15 protein-coding genes and 3 pseudogenes are annotated in these 14899 nt (G+C 59.7%); 5 read left to right on the plus strand and 13 right to left on the minus strand.

The window, feature by feature from the left end; genetic code table 11:
* Nucleotides 1-7: 7 nt before the first annotated feature.
* The 9 genes and pseudogenes from RHM58_RS33290 to RHM58_RS33325 form a co-directional block, all read right to left on the minus strand.
* On the minus strand, nucleotides 8-1318 hold the full coding sequence (locus RHM58_RS33290; RefSeq protein WP_201205689.1) for an MFS transporter: 1311 nt from the start codon (nucleotides 1316-1318) through the stop codon (nucleotides 8-10).
* A 174-nt stretch (nucleotides 1319-1492) separates the two neighbouring features.
* Nucleotides 1493-2641, minus strand: coding sequence for a galactonate dehydratase (gene dgoD, locus RHM58_RS33295; RefSeq protein ID WP_090186690.1), 1149 nt, complete (start codon nucleotides 2639-2641; stop codon nucleotides 1493-1495).
* A gap of 46 nt (nucleotides 2642-2687) precedes the next feature.
* Nucleotides 2688-3308: a 2-dehydro-3-deoxy-6-phosphogalactonate aldolase gene (locus RHM58_RS33300; protein WP_322269313.1), complete on the minus strand. Its 621-nt coding sequence runs from the start codon at nucleotides 3306-3308 to the stop codon at nucleotides 2688-2690.
* A gap of 19 nt (nucleotides 3309-3327) precedes the next feature.
* Nucleotides 3328-4320, minus strand: a complete 993-nt coding sequence (locus RHM58_RS33305) for a 2-dehydro-3-deoxygalactonokinase (RefSeq protein WP_322269315.1) — start codon at nucleotides 4318-4320, stop codon at nucleotides 3328-3330.
* Between the two features lie 318 nt (nucleotides 4321-4638).
* A complete protein-coding gene (locus tag RHM58_RS33310; protein ID WP_322269317.1) occupies nucleotides 4639-5136 on the minus strand; it encodes a hypothetical protein in 498 nt (165 codons plus the stop codon).
* 6 nt (nucleotides 5137-5142) lie between these two features.
* A complete protein-coding gene (locus RHM58_RS34270; protein ID WP_416195289.1) occupies nucleotides 5143-5481 on the minus strand; it encodes a hypothetical protein in 339 nt (112 codons plus the stop codon).
* Nucleotides 5468-5875, minus strand: coding sequence for a hypothetical protein (locus tag RHM58_RS34275; RefSeq protein WP_416195290.1), 408 nt, complete (start codon nucleotides 5873-5875; stop codon nucleotides 5468-5470). Before RHM58_RS34275 ends, RHM58_RS34270 begins: the two co-directional genes overlap by 14 nt.
* Nucleotides 5876-5880: 5 nt before the next feature.
* Nucleotides 5881-6353 (minus strand): annotated as a pseudogene (locus RHM58_RS33320) (PAAR domain-containing protein).
* 184 nt (nucleotides 6354-6537) lie between these two features.
* On the minus strand, nucleotides 6538-7020 hold the full coding sequence (locus tag RHM58_RS33325; RefSeq protein WP_201205701.1) for a GNAT family N-acetyltransferase: 483 nt from the start codon (nucleotides 7018-7020) through the stop codon (nucleotides 6538-6540).
* Nucleotides 7021-7243: 223 nt separating this feature from the next.
* Here RHM58_RS33325 and RHM58_RS33330 point away from each other — a divergent pair, with 223 nt between their 5' ends.
* The 5 genes and pseudogenes from RHM58_RS33330 (at nucleotide 7244) to RHM58_RS33350 (ending at nucleotide 10438) form a co-directional block, all read left to right on the plus strand.
* Nucleotides 7244-7897 (plus strand): HD domain-containing protein, encoded by a 654-nt coding sequence (locus RHM58_RS33330; RefSeq protein ID WP_322269318.1) that lies wholly within the window; start codon nucleotides 7244-7246, stop codon nucleotides 7895-7897.
* Between the two features lie 112 nt (nucleotides 7898-8009).
* Nucleotides 8010-9214 (plus strand): annotated as a pseudogene (locus RHM58_RS33335) (MFS transporter).
* A gap of 83 nt (nucleotides 9215-9297) precedes the next feature.
* Nucleotides 9298-9633: a hypothetical protein gene (locus tag RHM58_RS33340; protein ID WP_322269319.1), complete on the plus strand. Its 336-nt coding sequence runs from the start codon at nucleotides 9298-9300 to the stop codon at nucleotides 9631-9633.
* 53 nt (nucleotides 9634-9686) lie between these two features.
* A pseudogene (locus tag RHM58_RS33345) lies at nucleotides 9687-9940 on the plus strand (hypothetical protein).
* Between the two features lie 117 nt (nucleotides 9941-10057).
* Entirely contained in the window at nucleotides 10058-10438 is a 381-nt protein-coding gene (locus tag RHM58_RS33350) for a Rho termination factor N-terminal domain-containing protein (protein ID WP_201205707.1), read from the plus strand.
* A gap of 107 nt (nucleotides 10439-10545) precedes the next feature.
* Here RHM58_RS33350 and RHM58_RS33355 read toward each other — a convergent pair whose 3' ends face one another.
* From RHM58_RS33355 to RHM58_RS33370, 4 genes are all read right to left on the minus strand, one after another.
* Nucleotides 10546-11475 carry a PfkB family carbohydrate kinase gene (locus tag RHM58_RS33355; RefSeq protein ID WP_201205709.1) on the minus strand — a complete coding sequence of 310 codons (930 nt, stop codon included), beginning with the start codon at nucleotides 11473-11475 and terminating at the stop codon, nucleotides 10546-10548.
* Nucleotides 11468-12934 carry a purine-cytosine permease family protein gene (locus RHM58_RS33360; RefSeq protein ID WP_201205711.1) on the minus strand — a complete coding sequence of 489 codons (1467 nt, stop codon included), beginning with the start codon at nucleotides 12932-12934 and terminating at the stop codon, nucleotides 11468-11470. The genes RHM58_RS33355 and RHM58_RS33360 overlap by 8 nt, the downstream gene beginning before the upstream one ends.
* Before the next feature lie 214 nt (nucleotides 12935-13148).
* The gene (locus tag RHM58_RS33365) at nucleotides 13149-14147 is read right to left on the minus strand and encodes an ADP-ribosylglycohydrolase family protein (RefSeq protein WP_322269320.1); all 999 of its coding nucleotides are present in this window, start codon (nucleotides 14145-14147) and stop codon (nucleotides 13149-13151) included.
* Nucleotides 14144-14857: a GntR family transcriptional regulator gene (locus RHM58_RS33370; protein ID WP_201205715.1), complete on the minus strand. Its 714-nt coding sequence runs from the start codon at nucleotides 14855-14857 to the stop codon at nucleotides 14144-14146. Before RHM58_RS33370 ends, RHM58_RS33365 begins: the two co-directional genes overlap by 4 nt.
* Between the last annotated feature and the right edge of the window lie 42 nt (nucleotides 14858-14899).

Below are 14899 nucleotides of genomic sequence, written 5' to 3' on the forward strand. Positions count from 1 at the left end.
GCTGCGACTACAACTTGATACGTTCGACCTTGCCGACCAGCAACACGTAGGAAAGCGCACCAATCAATGCGAGAACCGCGATGTAGGTAATCGCCGGGGCAAACGAATCACCGCTGGCGAGGAAACCGATGACAATCGGCGTGGTAATCGCCGACAGGTTGCCAATGAAATTGAACACCCCGCCGGTCAGCCCGAGCAACCGCGCCGGGGCCAGGGTCGAGACCAGCGACCAGGTGATCGACGCGAGGCCGTTACCAAAGAACGCCAACGCGAGGAAGGCAATCACCAGCGGCGTCGACTCGACGAAGTTGGCGCCGATGATCGAGGTGGAAATCAGCAGGCCGCCAATGATCGGCAGCTTGCGGGCGAAACCGACGGTGTAACCACGACGGATCAAGAAGTCCGAAAAGAACCCGGAACACAGCACGCCGACAAACGCCGCGAGAAACGGCAGCGACGCCAACAAGCCAGACTTGATGAAGTCCATGCCGCGATATTTCACCAGGTAGGTCGGGAACCATGTCAGAAAGAACCACAACGTCGAGTTGAGGCAGAACTGGCCGAGGTAAATGCCCCAGAGTTTGCGTTTGCTCAGGACAATCCCGAGGTCGATCCAACTGAATTTGGCTTTGACTTTGGCTTGCTCGGCCTGGATATCCACCAGCCCGCCGCCCTCGCGGATCAGGTCGATTTCAGCGTCGTTGGCGCCCTTGAAATCCCGAGGCTCGCGATATACCGCGTACCAGATCACCGCCCAAATAATGCCGACGATACCGGTGCTGACGAACACCATGTGCCAGCCGTATTGGTGTTGCAGCCAGGCCAGTACCGGCGTGAGAAACGCCAGCCCGACAAACTGCCCGGAGGTGTAGAAACCAATGGCCGTGGCGCGTTCGCGTTCAGGGAACCAGGTGGTAACTACACGGCTGTTGATCGGATACGCCGGGGCTTCCAGCGCACCCACCGCCATGCGCAGGACGAACAACGCGATGAAGCTGGCGGCAAAGCCGAGCATCACCGTGGCCAGCGACCATAGCAGCAGTGCAACGCTGTAGAGAATTCGTGGCGGCACGCGATCCACCAGCCAGCCGCCGGGAATCTGCATGGCTGCATAAGTCCAGCCGAACGCCGAGAAAATCAGCCCGACATGGATTGGGTCGATGCCCAGTTCGCTGGTCAGCGCCGGAGCGGCAATCGACAGGTTGCTGCGGTCCAGGTAGTTGATCACCACCGTGATAAACAGCAGCACCATAATGAAAAAACGCTTGCGACTGGGCGTCACCAACGTCGCCTGCCCGGTGAGGGTTTGCGGTTGCATGGGGTGTGCCTCTTCTTATGTTTATTGAAGGCGATCTAAAGACTGGCGCTGAAACCCTGTGGGAGCGGGCTTGCTCGCGAATGCGGTTTGTCAGTCGAAATCGATGCTGAATGACACACCGCATTCGCGAGCAAGCCCGCTCCCACATTGGATTTGTGTTGAGTCAGAGCGAACTCACCACTCCGCAAAACTGCCATCGGCATGGCGCCAGATCGGGTTGCGCCAGCGGTGGCCGACTGCCGCGCGTTCGATGACGTATTCCTCGTTAATCTCAATCCCCAGGCCTGGGCCATTCGGGATTTTCACGAAGCCTTTGTCGTAATCGAACACCCGCGGATCCTTGACGTAATCCAGCAGGTCGTTGCTCTCGTTGTAGTGGATGCCCAGGCTCTGTTCCTGGATGAATGCGTTGTAGCAAACCGCGTCCAGTTGCAGGCACGCCGCGAGCGCGATCGGGCCCAATGGGCAATGCAGCGCCAGCGCCACATCGTAGGCTTCGGCCATGTTGGCGATCTTGCGGGTTTCGGTGATGCCACCGGCGTGGGACGCATCGGGCTGAATGATGTCGACGTAGCCTTCGCTGAGCACCCGTTTGAAATCCCAACGGGAGAACAACCGCTCACCGAGGGCAATCGGGGTGCTGGTCAGCGGCGCCAGTTCCTTCAACGCTTCGTAGTTTTCGCTGAGCACCGGCTCTTCGATGAACATCAATTTGTACGGATCAAGTTCCTTCATCAGCACCTTGGCCATGGGTTTGTGGACCCGGCCATGGAAGTCGACGCCGATGCCGACGTTCGGGCCGACCGCGTCACGCACGGCGGCGACGTTGGCCAGGGCCAGATCGACTTTCTCGAAGGAGTCGAGGAATTGCAGCTCTTCAGTGCCGTTCATTTTCACCGCAGTGAAACCGCGCTCGACCGCTTCTTTCGCTGCACGCGCGGTGTCTGCCGGGCGGTCGCCGCCGATCCACGAATACACGCGGATCTTGTCGCGCACCTGTCCGCCCAGCAAGTCACTGACCGAGACGCCCAAGGCTTTGCCCTTGATGTCCCACAACGCCTGGTCAATACCGGCCAGAGCGCTCATGTGGATCGCGCCGCCGCGGTAGAAGCCGCCGCGGTACAGCACGGTCCAGATATCTTCGATGTTGCGTGGGTCTTTGCCGATCAGGTAGTCGGACAATTCCTCGACGGCAGCCGCAACCGTGTGGGCGCGGCCCTCGACCACGGGCTCGCCCCAACCGGTCACGCCTTCGTCGGTTTCGATCTTGAGGAAGCACCAGCGTGGCGGGACGATGAAGGTGGTCAGTTTGGTGATTTTCATCTTTTGCCTCTCTTATTAGATGCAGCGCGCTCGGCGCCAAAAAGTCTTAACGCAGAGCGTTCCATGCCGCGACGTAGGCCTTGGCATTTACCGCGACGTCTTCAGGTGTCATGCCCGGTTTGAACAACCCGGAACCGAGACCAAAGCCTTTGACGCCAGCGTCAATAAACACCTGCATGTTGTCCGGCGTAATCCCGCCGACCGGCGCCAAAATAGTTCCGGCGGGCAACACGGCGAGCCAGGCTTTCACTACGGCTGGGCCCATCTGCTCGGCCGGGAACATCTTCAGCACATCCGCGCCTTCGGCCAATGCAGCAAAGGCTTCAGTCGGCGTCGCTACACCCGGCGACAAGAACAACCCCGCCGCCTTCGCCGCGCGCAACACCTTGGGATCGCTGTGGGGCATGACGATCACCTGGCCGCCCGCCGCTTTCACTAGCTCGACCTGTTCCGGCGTCAGCACTGTGCCTGCGCCGATCAGGCAATCGGCGGGCAAGGTGCTGCGCAGGATGCGGATACTTTCGTACGGCTCGGGGGAATTAAGCGGCACTTCGATGACGCGAAATCCGGCGGAATACAGGACGTTTCCGATGGCCGCTGCTTCCTGCGGGCGCAGGCCACGCAGAATCGCGATCAGGCCGTTTTGCGCCAGGGCTTGCTTGAGCATGTCAGACCTCCAGTCAGGTTTAACGGGATGGGTTGTGTTTGATCAGTCCGGCGGCAACCGCCAGTTGCCACAACCCGTGCTCGGTGGCTTGCTCGGCCAGCGTCACTCGGGCAAAGCCGCAAGCGTCGAGGGCCCGGCTGTAGCGGGCACAGAGTTGTGAATTACCAATAAGAATGATCGAGGGCAGGTGCACGCTGTTGCGTCGGCGCCGCTGAACATTGGCCAGGGCCGACAGTTCATGGCCGATCAACAGGCCGGACAGATAGTCCGGCTGGGCCGTGGCGCTGAGTTCGCCGGTCAGCCCGAGGCTGCGGGCGCTGAATAACGTCGACAGCGGCCCGATCTCGCCGTCCGCCGACAAGGCCACTTGCACACCACGGTCAAACGCCGGGCCATCGAACGACGCGCCCTGTTGCTGGGTGCGCCCGAGAATGCTGTGTTCACTGAGCACGGCGAAGACTTCGCCGGTCATGAAGGTGTCGAAATGAACGATGCAGCCATCGGCCACTTCGACCCATTTCGAATGGCTGCCCGGCAAACCGATCAACAGATCGTTGCCCGCCCCGCTCGGCAGATTCTGCAACACGCCAAGGACCTGGGTTTCTTCGCCGCGCATCACGTTCGGCAGACGCGAACGCTGAATCACACCCGGCACGATGTGCACATCGACACCGCGAAGACTGCGAACGGTTTGTAGGGAAGTTCCGAGATTGGCAACGTTTGCCGGCGTGTCGCAGTAGGCTGCTTCGGCCCAGCCCTGATTGCTCCCGACCATGCCGCAGGCAATCACCGGCAAATCGGGTTGGGCATCGAGCCAGTCACCGCAGGCCTCATCGAACGCCAGTTCAAAACCGTTGGTGCATTCCTGGCCGTTGATGATTCGCGGCGTGCGTGGCAATTGCATGATGCCGGACGACAGCGAACGCTGTTCCAGCACCTGGCCACCCGCGGCGAGTTTGTAAGCACGTAATGAGGTTGTCCCCCAATCGAGCGCGATCAATTGCGCCAGCATCGCTTCACCTGTTTTGTTTTTGGCAGTGAGTGAGCTGGACTATAAACCCGGACGCGGGAAAATCTCAATATATAAATATCACTCCCATATTATGGGATATCCAATAACAAAAAAATACCCGCCGGCGCAGATTTCGGCATTCAATCAGGGATTATGTGCAATGCAGAGCGGCCTCGATGAGATCAAGGCCGGAGAGCTTTCAGAGAGTAGTGCGACAAGCGCCAAATGGTTGGGCCGTTAGAGGCGGGCAAACACGTGGCGGGCGATGCAGGTACCGCTTGTATTTGCGCAAGTGAGCCTTGTGGCAGATGCCCGCGTTTACTGTTTCGTCGCCGCTTTTAGCAACTCACTCGTCGGGACGCGCATAACCTTTGAGAAGTACGTCTTGTAGGTTGTGGTCTGGACTCTAAATACACATGAAATAAAATCGCATCGTTTCAACAGCGGGACCAAGGTTTCACCGTCTAGATAATTTTCCCCGCCCTTGCCACTTTCCGATTCCCTGAAAATGACATTCGCGCGATACCGCAACGGCAGATCGCCCGCCACGGGTTCTACCAGACCAAAACCAGAACGTTTTATGTGATGGGCTTCGGTAAAGTCGAGGTCATCTTCCAACGCACAGACAAGCCCCTGACCAATCCTGGACTTAAACAACTGCAGAACATCGACGTCAGAGCTGAAATAAATCTGATAGAGCCCAGTATTACGAAGCTCCTCCACACTCAAATACTCGAGAGTGGCCTCTGGTTTTCCGTGATTTAACGAGCATCCGGCACTCATCAATATAAATAGACATAGAAGAACCTTGCGCACCCGGACTTACTTCCTGAAATAGATCAAAATTGATTCATAAAATATTTGTCGAGCCGATTTGCCGCCGGGCAGTATTTGCAAAAACATCCTGTCGGCATCCGCATGATTGACGTCAACGCGACCCATGACATTAGGGCCTTGCGTCACTTCCCACTGTTCACCAAAGTCGGCAACCAGGTCCGACACGTTCCAGTCGACGGCGGCAGCCGGGATATTCAACCAGTAGTCAGCCTTGGGTTTAGGCTCGCGCCGGTAGATATTGGAAATGCCGTAGACAATCTTGCCTTCGCCTACCGGGTCCAGCGTCATTAACTTTTTTACTTTAAAGCCTTTATCCGTCAGCACACTGGACAGGTGAGCACCTGTTCCAGCCTCCCAGGCTATGGCCCACAATGTAAATCGCAGTGGAACAATTTGGTATCCGGCTCAGTACGTTCTTTTCGAGATCTTCATCACTGATAAACGCGTTATAACTGAGCGGCCAGGACGGGCAGCGCTTCAATATATTCAACTGCGTTGCATCGTCAATGGTGATCTTTCGGACATAGTCAATATTATTATTCGGCCCCGTCCCGTAGTAACTTTCCTGATCGCCCGCACCGCCAATAAAGAATATGACCAAATCGCGCAAGGCCACAGGAACCGGCTTGACGGATTGGTCGGTCTTGCACGTTAACGTGTGAGTTTTTACTTCTCTTTTTGGCAGTTCTTCCTTCACCGCCGGCGCTGCACCTGCCATCCCGATCACTCCACAAACAGTTTGATAGTTTCAGCCAGATGCGAACTGACGGTGTGGGTGAATCCGGACACGTCCGTAATCCCATGCTCTTCGCTGCCGTCGCCACGCTGAATGGTGTAAGGGTGATAAGGCACCGGTTCTCCAGAGGCCTCGTTAACCACCTGTAGCCTGTCAGTGAAATGCACCGGCATCGGCAACAACCCACTAAACGCAGCCCCGCCGCCACTCTGGCCAATAATCACAGTCCCGGAGCCACCGATTACCACGTTGCCGTGACCACCGGTGCTGTCGAGGGTGGCGGCGTTGAGACCGTTGATGAACACCGCGCCGGTAATCGGGCTACCGCAGGCGGATTTGTCGGTCATGCGGGCGGCGGCGAGAATACGTCCGGGGAGCCAGAAGCGATCGGGTTGGTGCCATGGCCTGGCAATGGGCACGCGGTAGGATCGGTTACACGCGCGGCGGGTTTTCCACTCAAGTCAAAGCTCCTTGCTCATGAGTTATAAGTAATGGCGGGGAGATAGCCATGTCGCTCACGGCGAAGACTCCACGGGCGTGGAGATAGAGTGCCAAATGCATTGCAAGTGTCGTCCGTGAGCGCGCAAAAGGCGCGCACAATTCCGGACTAGAGCGGTCGGCACAACAAAATCATCAGATTGCCATCATCCACCTTCGGCAAATTCCCGGAGCACCGTCCCATCCATCCGATACCGCACCCACTCTTCCTGTGGTTGCGCGCCGAGGGATTTGTAGAAGTCGATGGCCGGTTTGTTCCAGTCCAGCACGCTCCATTCAAAACGCCCGCAATCATTGGCGCAGGCGATTTTTGCCAAGTGGCGCAGCAACGTTTTGCCGGCGCCACCGCCGCGTTGTTCGGGGGTGATGTAGAGGTCTTCGAGGTACAGGCAATTGCTGCCGAGCCAGGTGGAATAGCTGAAGAAGAACACCGCAAAACCAATCGGTAAACCGTCCCGCAGGCAGATCAGGCCGTGGGCGGTGGCGCCTTCGCTGAACAGGCTGCGCTCGATGTCGGCAACGCTGGCGATGACTTCGTGGCGGGCACGTTCGTAGTCGGCCAGTTCAGTGATGAACGCGAGAATTTGCGGTGCATCGCTGGGGGTCGCCGGGCGGATCTCGATCGTCATGGACGTGCCTTGTCAGAAGTTGAAAACGCCATACTAAGGCGGCAATCGGCGCTCGTCATATGGGAATGCAAAAAGTACCCTACAAATGGCTTTGTTGGGCCTTGTGTGGGAGCGGGCTTGCTCGCGAAAGCAGTCTTCCAGACACATGAACTTTGAATGTGAAACCGCTTTCGCGAGCAAGCCCGCTCCCACATTTTTACCGCGCATGACCAAAAGGATGTTTATGACCGCCGCCGCTTTCGTACCACTGCAAACCCTCGCCGAGACACTGCTGCCCCACGCGCTGGAACCCTCGGAGGACGGCGCCCACGACCTGTCGCACTTGCAGCGGGTATGGCACAACGTACGCACGCTTCATGCGCAAGAAGGCGGAGATCTAGAAGTGCTGCTGGCGGCGGTGTTGCTGCACGATTGCGTGGCGGTGGAAAAGAACTCGCCCCTGCGTTCCCAGGCGTCTCGATTGGCAGCAGAAAAAGCCGCAACGCTACTGACGACACTGGATTGGCCAAACACAAAAATCGCTGCCGTCGCCCACGCCATCGAAGCCCACAGCTTTTCCGCCAACATCGCCCCGACCACCCTCGAAGCCAAAATAGTGCAGGACGCCGACCGTCTCGATTCCCTCGGCATGCTCGGTGTCGCCAGAACGTTCTATATCGCCGGGCGCATGGGCAGTGCGCTGTACGACCCGCAAGACCCGGAAGCCAAGGCGCGGGACTACGACGACAAGCGCTTTTGCCTCGATCATTTCCAGACCAAGCTGCTGCACCTGGCGGACGGTTTCCAGACGACCACAGGCCAACGCCTGGCGCAGACTCGCCATCAACGGCTCAAGGGTTTCATGGAACTGTTCAAGGAAGAAATCGGCGTCTGCTGAACCCCTTACTCCGGTCCGCGCTAACCCTGAAATCGGCAACCTCGGACCTAACATCGGCGACTTGCATGGTAGATAGATGAAGCGCTCATTTATCTGGTCAAGGAACCGCCTCATGTCTACCGCCCCACCCCAGGTCTCAAGCAAGTTGTTCGGCCTGTTTTGCCTCGCCAGTTACCTGCTGTCGCTGTCCTATGGCGCGACGTTTTTGCTCTCGCTGCTGATCGGTTCCCGGGGCGGTAATGAACATGACGCCGGCAGCGTGATTTCGGCGGCAATGCTCAGCACCTTTGCGGCGGTGATTGTCTCCGGGCATCTATCGGACCTGCTCGGTGCAGCGCGTTCGATCGCCCTGTTCGGTCTATTGCTGGTGGCGGCGAGCCTGGGCTTCGCGCTGACACCGGGCTTCGGTAACTTGCTGCTGTTTTTCGGTCTGTTGCTGGGGCTCGGCTGGGGCGTGTTCTACACCTTGGGGCCGATCATTGTGGCGAGCCTGGTCACGCCGTCCCAACGAGCCAAATACTTTGCGTTGCTGTCGGGCAGCATGATGACCGGCATTGGCAGCGGCCCGTTGCTGGGTCGCGCCGCCAGCGCGTTGGGCTATCCGGTGACAGCGGCGTTTTACCTGGCAGCGCTGGCCAGCCTGATCGGCGTGGTGCTGTTCTGGCGATTGGATTCGCACCTGAAAAAGCCCACACCAACCCGACAGCGGTGTCGCGAATTTCCTGGGGCGCCGCACAGCAAGTGCTGTCCTCCAAAGCGCTGTTCCCCATCATCATGGTCGGTCTCGGCGGGTGCGTTTTTGGTGGACTGTCGAGTTTTCAGACCAGTTACGCAGCGTCGCGCGCACTGGATTACTCGCTGTTCTTTTTCGGGTTCATGGGTGCGGCCATCAGCAGCCGCATGCTGATCGCCAGTTTCGTGGTCAGGCGTGATCCGTTCCGGGCGTCCTGCCTGTTGTCGGGGCTGATGATGGGTTCGATCCTGATGTTCGGCTTCGTGGTCGATAGCAGCTTCACTTACCTGCTGGCGGCGGTGATGCTCGGGGTCGGTTACGGCCTGACCTATTCGGTGATCAATGGCCTGGCAGCAAACGAAGCGCCGACCGGCACCACCGCGCAAGCCTTGCTGCTGTTCAGCCTGTCGTACTTTATCGGCGTGTTCGGCTTTCCGCTGCTGGCCGGAAAAATCATCGTCGAGCACGGGATGGCGACATTATTGTTTGCCGTTTTGCTGATTGCCGCGTTGAACTGGCTGATCACGGTGGGCCGGCTGCTTTGGCGTCGAACTACACGCGCCAAAGCGCTGCAGCAAGCCTAGACCGTTCGTCATTCATCAGGCACCAATCCAGATCGGGGGCGGACCAACATCAGGTAAGGACTCTAATAATTGGAGACGACACCATGATCATGTCCCGGCTGACCGCCCTCGCTCTCGCTGCCCTGCTGTCCTCTACTGCCTTCGCCGCCACCATGGCCTCCGGCACCGGCCCGACCGACCCGGTCGAAAAACCCAAAGCCCCGGCCATCCAGGGTGCCCCGGGCATGAACAGCAATGGCTCGGGCATCGACAGCAGTTTGCCGCCAGCCACGGGCACTGACCCGCGACTCCAGGGCAGCGACGCCGGCCGTCAAGGCGGGATGAACATGCCGGACACCCAGACACCCGATAACGCTGGCAGCGGCATCGGCTCGAAAACCACAACCAGTGGTTCGGATTCCGAAGGTGCCGACCAATAGTTCGCCGACGCGAGTACCGCAACACCCTATCCACATCCATGAAAGAGGTAACCATGAACGTCGATAAAAACCTGGAAAAAGAAGTCCTGACCCGTCTGTTGCACGCCCACCCAAGCGGTTTGGGCAAGGAGGTCCTGGACAATTACCGGGGGAGAAAGTCGTGGCCAATACCCTCGCCGCTTTGCAGGATCGCGGACTGATCCACCATGGGCATGTGACCTGTAACGAGGCTGGCGAGCATTCACTGAGCTTGCCGATCAAACTCAGCGCGGCGGGGGTTGAGGCGGCGCGCAAGTTGGACGTTTAACCGCAGCAAGATCAAAAGATCGCAGCCTGCCACAGCCCCTACACGGTAGTGCCATACCCGTAGGAGCTGCCGCAGGCTGCGATCTTTCAAAAAATTCGTGAAGCCAGGAGAAATCCCATGCCTCGTGGAAGCAAAGACAAATACACCGCCGAGCAAAAACGCAAGGCCGAGCACATTGAAGAAAGCTACGAACACAAAGGTGTTTCGAAGGATGAGGCCGAAGCCCGGGCCTGGGCGACGGTGAACAAGCAGTCGGGCGGCGGCGAACGGGCCGGTGGTTCCGGGCGCAGGAAACCGGCAAGTGCCAAATCTGAAGATCGTAAAGAGTCGTCCCGTCGGGCGGTGGCCAGCCGTGAAGGTCATTCGCGTAACAGCAAGGCTTCGCGGGACACGCAAACCGTCGACAGTTTGATGAAAGAAGCCCGGGCGAAGAAGATTCCGGGGCGGTCGGGGATGCGTAAGCAAGAGCTGATAGAGGCGTTGCGCAAGGCTGGCTGACGGTCAGGATTTGTGTTGGGTTTGAAGGCCCCTTCGCGGGCAAGCCTCGCTCCTACGGATATACGCGATCCCCTGTAGGAGCGAGGCTTGCCCGCGAAGACGTCGGTTCAATCACCAAAAGTCTTACGGATCAACGCATCCACTTCAGCAGCCCCCGGCGAAGTCGCCGGCCCCCACCGTGTAACGGCCAAAGCCGCCGCCGCATTTGCCCGCCGTGCCGCCTCAACCGCCGCCAACCCTTGCGCCAACCCGGCCACAAACACCCCAGCATGGGCATCCCCGGCACCGTTGCTGTCCACCGCATCAACCTTGAACCCCGGCACGTGCTGACGCTCGCCACGCTGGCTGATCCAGCAGCCCTGCGGCCCATCGCGCACCACCATCAACACCTCGGCCGGCAGATGATCGACCAACCGATCCAACGCCTCGGCGATGTTTGGCGCGCCGGTAAACTTCAGCGCCTCGACGCCGTTGCTGGTCCACAAATCGATACGCGCCAGCAAGGCTTGCATCAATGGTTCATCCGGCGAATCCACCAACGGTCCCGGATCGAACACCACGTTGATCCCCTTCGGCAAACCCAGCACCCAATCCACCAGCGCCTGGGCCTTGCCGCTATGCAGCAGGCTGTAGCCACTGACGTAGACATAGTCACCCACCTCGGCCGGCACGCTGGCCAAATCTTCAGCAGTCACTTCGCCTTCAGCGCCGATGTAGGAAATGAAACTGCGCTCAGCCGAGGCGTCGGTCACCGCGACGCACAATCCGGTATCGCGCTCGGCGCTGTGAGTGATGCCGATCCGAATGCCTTCGGTCCTCATCGCCTCCCGGGCCAGGTCGCCAAAACGCCCGGTGCCATGGCGACCTAGGTAGACCACCGGCAAGCCATTACGCTGGGCCGCAGCCATCACGTTGAACCCGCCGCCGGCTTCGAAACTGGCGGATTGCGCCAACACGTCGCCGCCCGCCTGAGGCAGTTTATCCACGGCCATGACCAGGTCGATGATGACCTGGCCGGTGTGCAACAGCTTAGGCATGAGCGTTCTCAATCAGTGCAGCGCGACGATCCTTGGCCCCGCCGAGTACAAAGTAAATCCCGCCGGCCACCAGGAAGGTCACGATCCAGCCGAGGCCGTTATGGCCCAGCCAGGAGTCGGACAGGAAGCCGCGGAACCAGATGTTTTCTGCAGTGGTGCCGATGGTGGTGAAGCTGAAACCCAGCACAATCGCGAATGCCCACGCACCGAAGGCGCGCCATTCGATGCCGCCGCGATACCAGTAGGCGCTGCTCGGGCTGACGTCCAGCAAGTCTTTGGGGCTGTAGTAATGACGATGAATCAGGTCGACCACGAAGATCCCGACCCACGCGGTGATGGGCACTGCCAGCAGGGAAATGAAGGTGATGAACGGACCGTAGAAACTGTCGGCAATCAGCATGAAGTAGATCGAGCCGGCGAAGATCGCGACGATATCAACCACCACTGCGTACACCCGCTTGACCTTCAGGCCGAGGGTCAGCGTGGTCAAACCGGCGGAGTACACCGACAGGTTGTTCGACAGCAGCAGCCCGCCGAACGCGGTGATCAGGTACGGCACGGCCATCCAGGTCGGCAGCATGTCGCGGATCGCGATGATCGGGTCAGTGGCTTGGGCCAGGTCGTTATTGCCCACCGAGAGCAAGCCGCCGAGGGTGATCAGCAGCACCAGCGGAATCCCCGCACCGAATGCGGCCGAGGCCACCAGGCGCACGGCTTTGACGCTGCGGTGCTGATAGCGCGACATGTCCGCGCCAGCGTTGGCCCAGCCAATCCCGGTGCCGGCCGCCATGGTGCCGACGCCGATAATCATTGCACTCAGTGGTGCCGGCGTGGCGTTGAACACCGCGCTCCAGTCGATGGTCGCGCAGAGGAAACCGCCGACCACAATGTTCAGCGCGCCGAACACATAGGTCGCCCACTTCTGGATCACCAACAACGTAGCGTGGCCCAGGCCAGACACCGACAGGGTCAACAGGACGAAAATCGCAATGAAGATCAGCGTCAGCACGGGTGCGCTTTTGGCTTCTACAGGCGAACCGAACAGGATCGAGCACAACGACAACAACACGAACGCGGCGGTGGTGGTGTTGACCGTTTCCCAACCCAGGCGGGACATCAGCGAGACCACGGTCGGGCCGATGTTGCCGCGCACGCCGAAGATCGCTCGTGACAGGGTCAGACTCGGTGCGCGACCACGACGGCCGGCGATGGAGATGATCCCGACCACCGCGAACGAACCGGCTGCACCAAGGATTGCGACGATGATCGCCTGCCAGATGGCCAACCCGCGAAAGGCCACGAGGGTCGCGCCCAACGGCAGACCGAGGATTGAAATATTGGCGGCGAACCAGACCCAGAACAGTTGCAGCGGATGACCGTTGCACTCGCTTTCCGGCACCGGCTCGATACCGCGGGTTTCCAGTTGCCCGGCGCTTGGCCCGGCGTTCGATGAACTCATGTTGGATGCTCCTGTTGCCATTGTTTTGGTTGTGGGCAGTTTCGGAAGTCGACATCACATCCCGGCAGTCCTGGCCGTCTTCGTGCTTTCCGTTGCGGGTAAAAAAATCAGATCGGCGGCGCGCCCTTCGCGAGCAAGCCCGCTCCCACAGGGGATTTGTGTCGTGCACAGATCAAATGTGGGAGCGGGCTTGCTCGCGAAGGCGTCAGCCCGGTCAGCGCAAAGCCAACAGGCCTTTCACCAACGGTTCAAGCTCCAGACCATTCACGGCTTTGATCTCGTCGATCATCGCCACCGGCCAACTCTCAAGCCCCAGACAGGCCCCGAGCATTGCGCCGAGAATCGCCGCAATGGTGTCGGTGTCGCCGCCCAGACTGGCGGCCATGCACACCGCTTCGAAGGCGTTCATCTCGCCAATGGCCACTTGCTGAGCCAGGGCAAACGAGACCACCACCGATTCCTGCGAAGCCACCGAGGTGCCGATCACGTCGTACAGCAAGTCCGCCAACAAGGCCTTGTCGCTGTCGACGCTGATGGTCCGCGCCCAACTGATCCGCGAGGCGATACGTCCGCCAGCGACCCAGTGACCATGGCTTTCAGCTTGCTGGGCGATCTGCATGCCCAGGTTCAAAGCCTCGCCCAGGTCCATGCCATTGATGCCGGCCGAGACCACCGCCGCCACCGCCGCCGCACTGGAAATCCCCAGCGTGGTGTTGTGGGTGACTTGGCAGGCTTGCACCACGGCTTTAATGAAGCGCTGCGGATCGGCGACATCCGCCGCGATCCCGACCGGGGTGATGCGCATCGCTGCGCCATTGGTGGTGCCGTAGCGCCCCGCCTCTTCCGGCGAATGACCGGCGAGAATCATCTCGATCGCGCGTTTGGTCGAAGGGCCGAGCAAATCCTGCGAGCCCTTGGCCTGCATCTCGGCTTCCCACTCGATCAGCCGCTGGGCGAGCACGGCCGGTTCGATCCGGCCCTCGCCTTCAATCAGCAACTGGCCGACCAGGATCGCCTGTTCGGTGTCGTCGGTGATCGAGCCTTTGGGCATGTTGGCGGCGATTGGTTGATCGGGACCGGCATCTTCCAGGTCAGTGATTTCGCCGAAGCGCGCCTTGATTTCGGCACGGCTCAGGGATTGGGTCGGCATGCCCAGGGCGTCGCCCAACGCCAGGCCATAGAACGCGCCCAAGGCACGGTTGAGCGCGGTCACTTTGACTCTCCAAATTGCAGGTGCAAACGAAAATGCACCGGGTCGAGCAGGCTTTCGACCTGTTCCATAAACCGGCCCTGACGGTCGTACGTGGTGCGCAGGGCCTTGAGGAATACCGTGCCGTGCGGACGACCGAGCAGGTCGGCGTCTTCGGCACTCAACGGCTCGGCGCCGATCCACTGATCACCGCGTTCGCCGATGTAGCCGTAGGCAGCCAGGGTGATGGTCAGCGAGTTATCAATCAGGCCCACTCGCGGCAGGCTTTCCAGGCCCCCGGTGGCAGGCATCAGTGAACGTTCGAGGGACACCAGCGTGCCGTCGTTGGAACGGCGGCGACGATCAAGGGTGATGAACTTCTCGGTGCCGAACCGCGGCAGCAAGTCAGGACGAGTGACCGCCTCGAGCCGCAGCACTTCGGTATTGATCAGCGCCCCGCTGTCCGCCAGGGCCTGGGCCCAACCACTGCGCTGATCGAGCACCACACCGTCGAAGGTGACAATGGAGCCGACTCCGCTTTGCGTGGCGATGTAGTTGCGCCTCTTCAGTTCGGCCAGGGCTTCACGCAGCGTGCCGCGGCTGACCTTGAATTCTTGAGCCAACTGATGCTCGCCCGGCAACAGAAAACCGTCCTCCATGAGGCCGCTTTCGATGCGCCGGATGAGTTCGTCGACCACCCGTTGTTTCTTGTCAAATCGAACCTGTCTAATCATGTACAAAGTGATAACCGAAACAGGGTCGGGCGAGCAAGGAAT

Origin of the sequence: Pseudomonas sp. 10S4, from assembly GCF_034344865.1 — a bacterium.
GTDB lineage: Bacteria > Pseudomonadota > Gammaproteobacteria > Pseudomonadales > Pseudomonadaceae > Aquipseudomonas.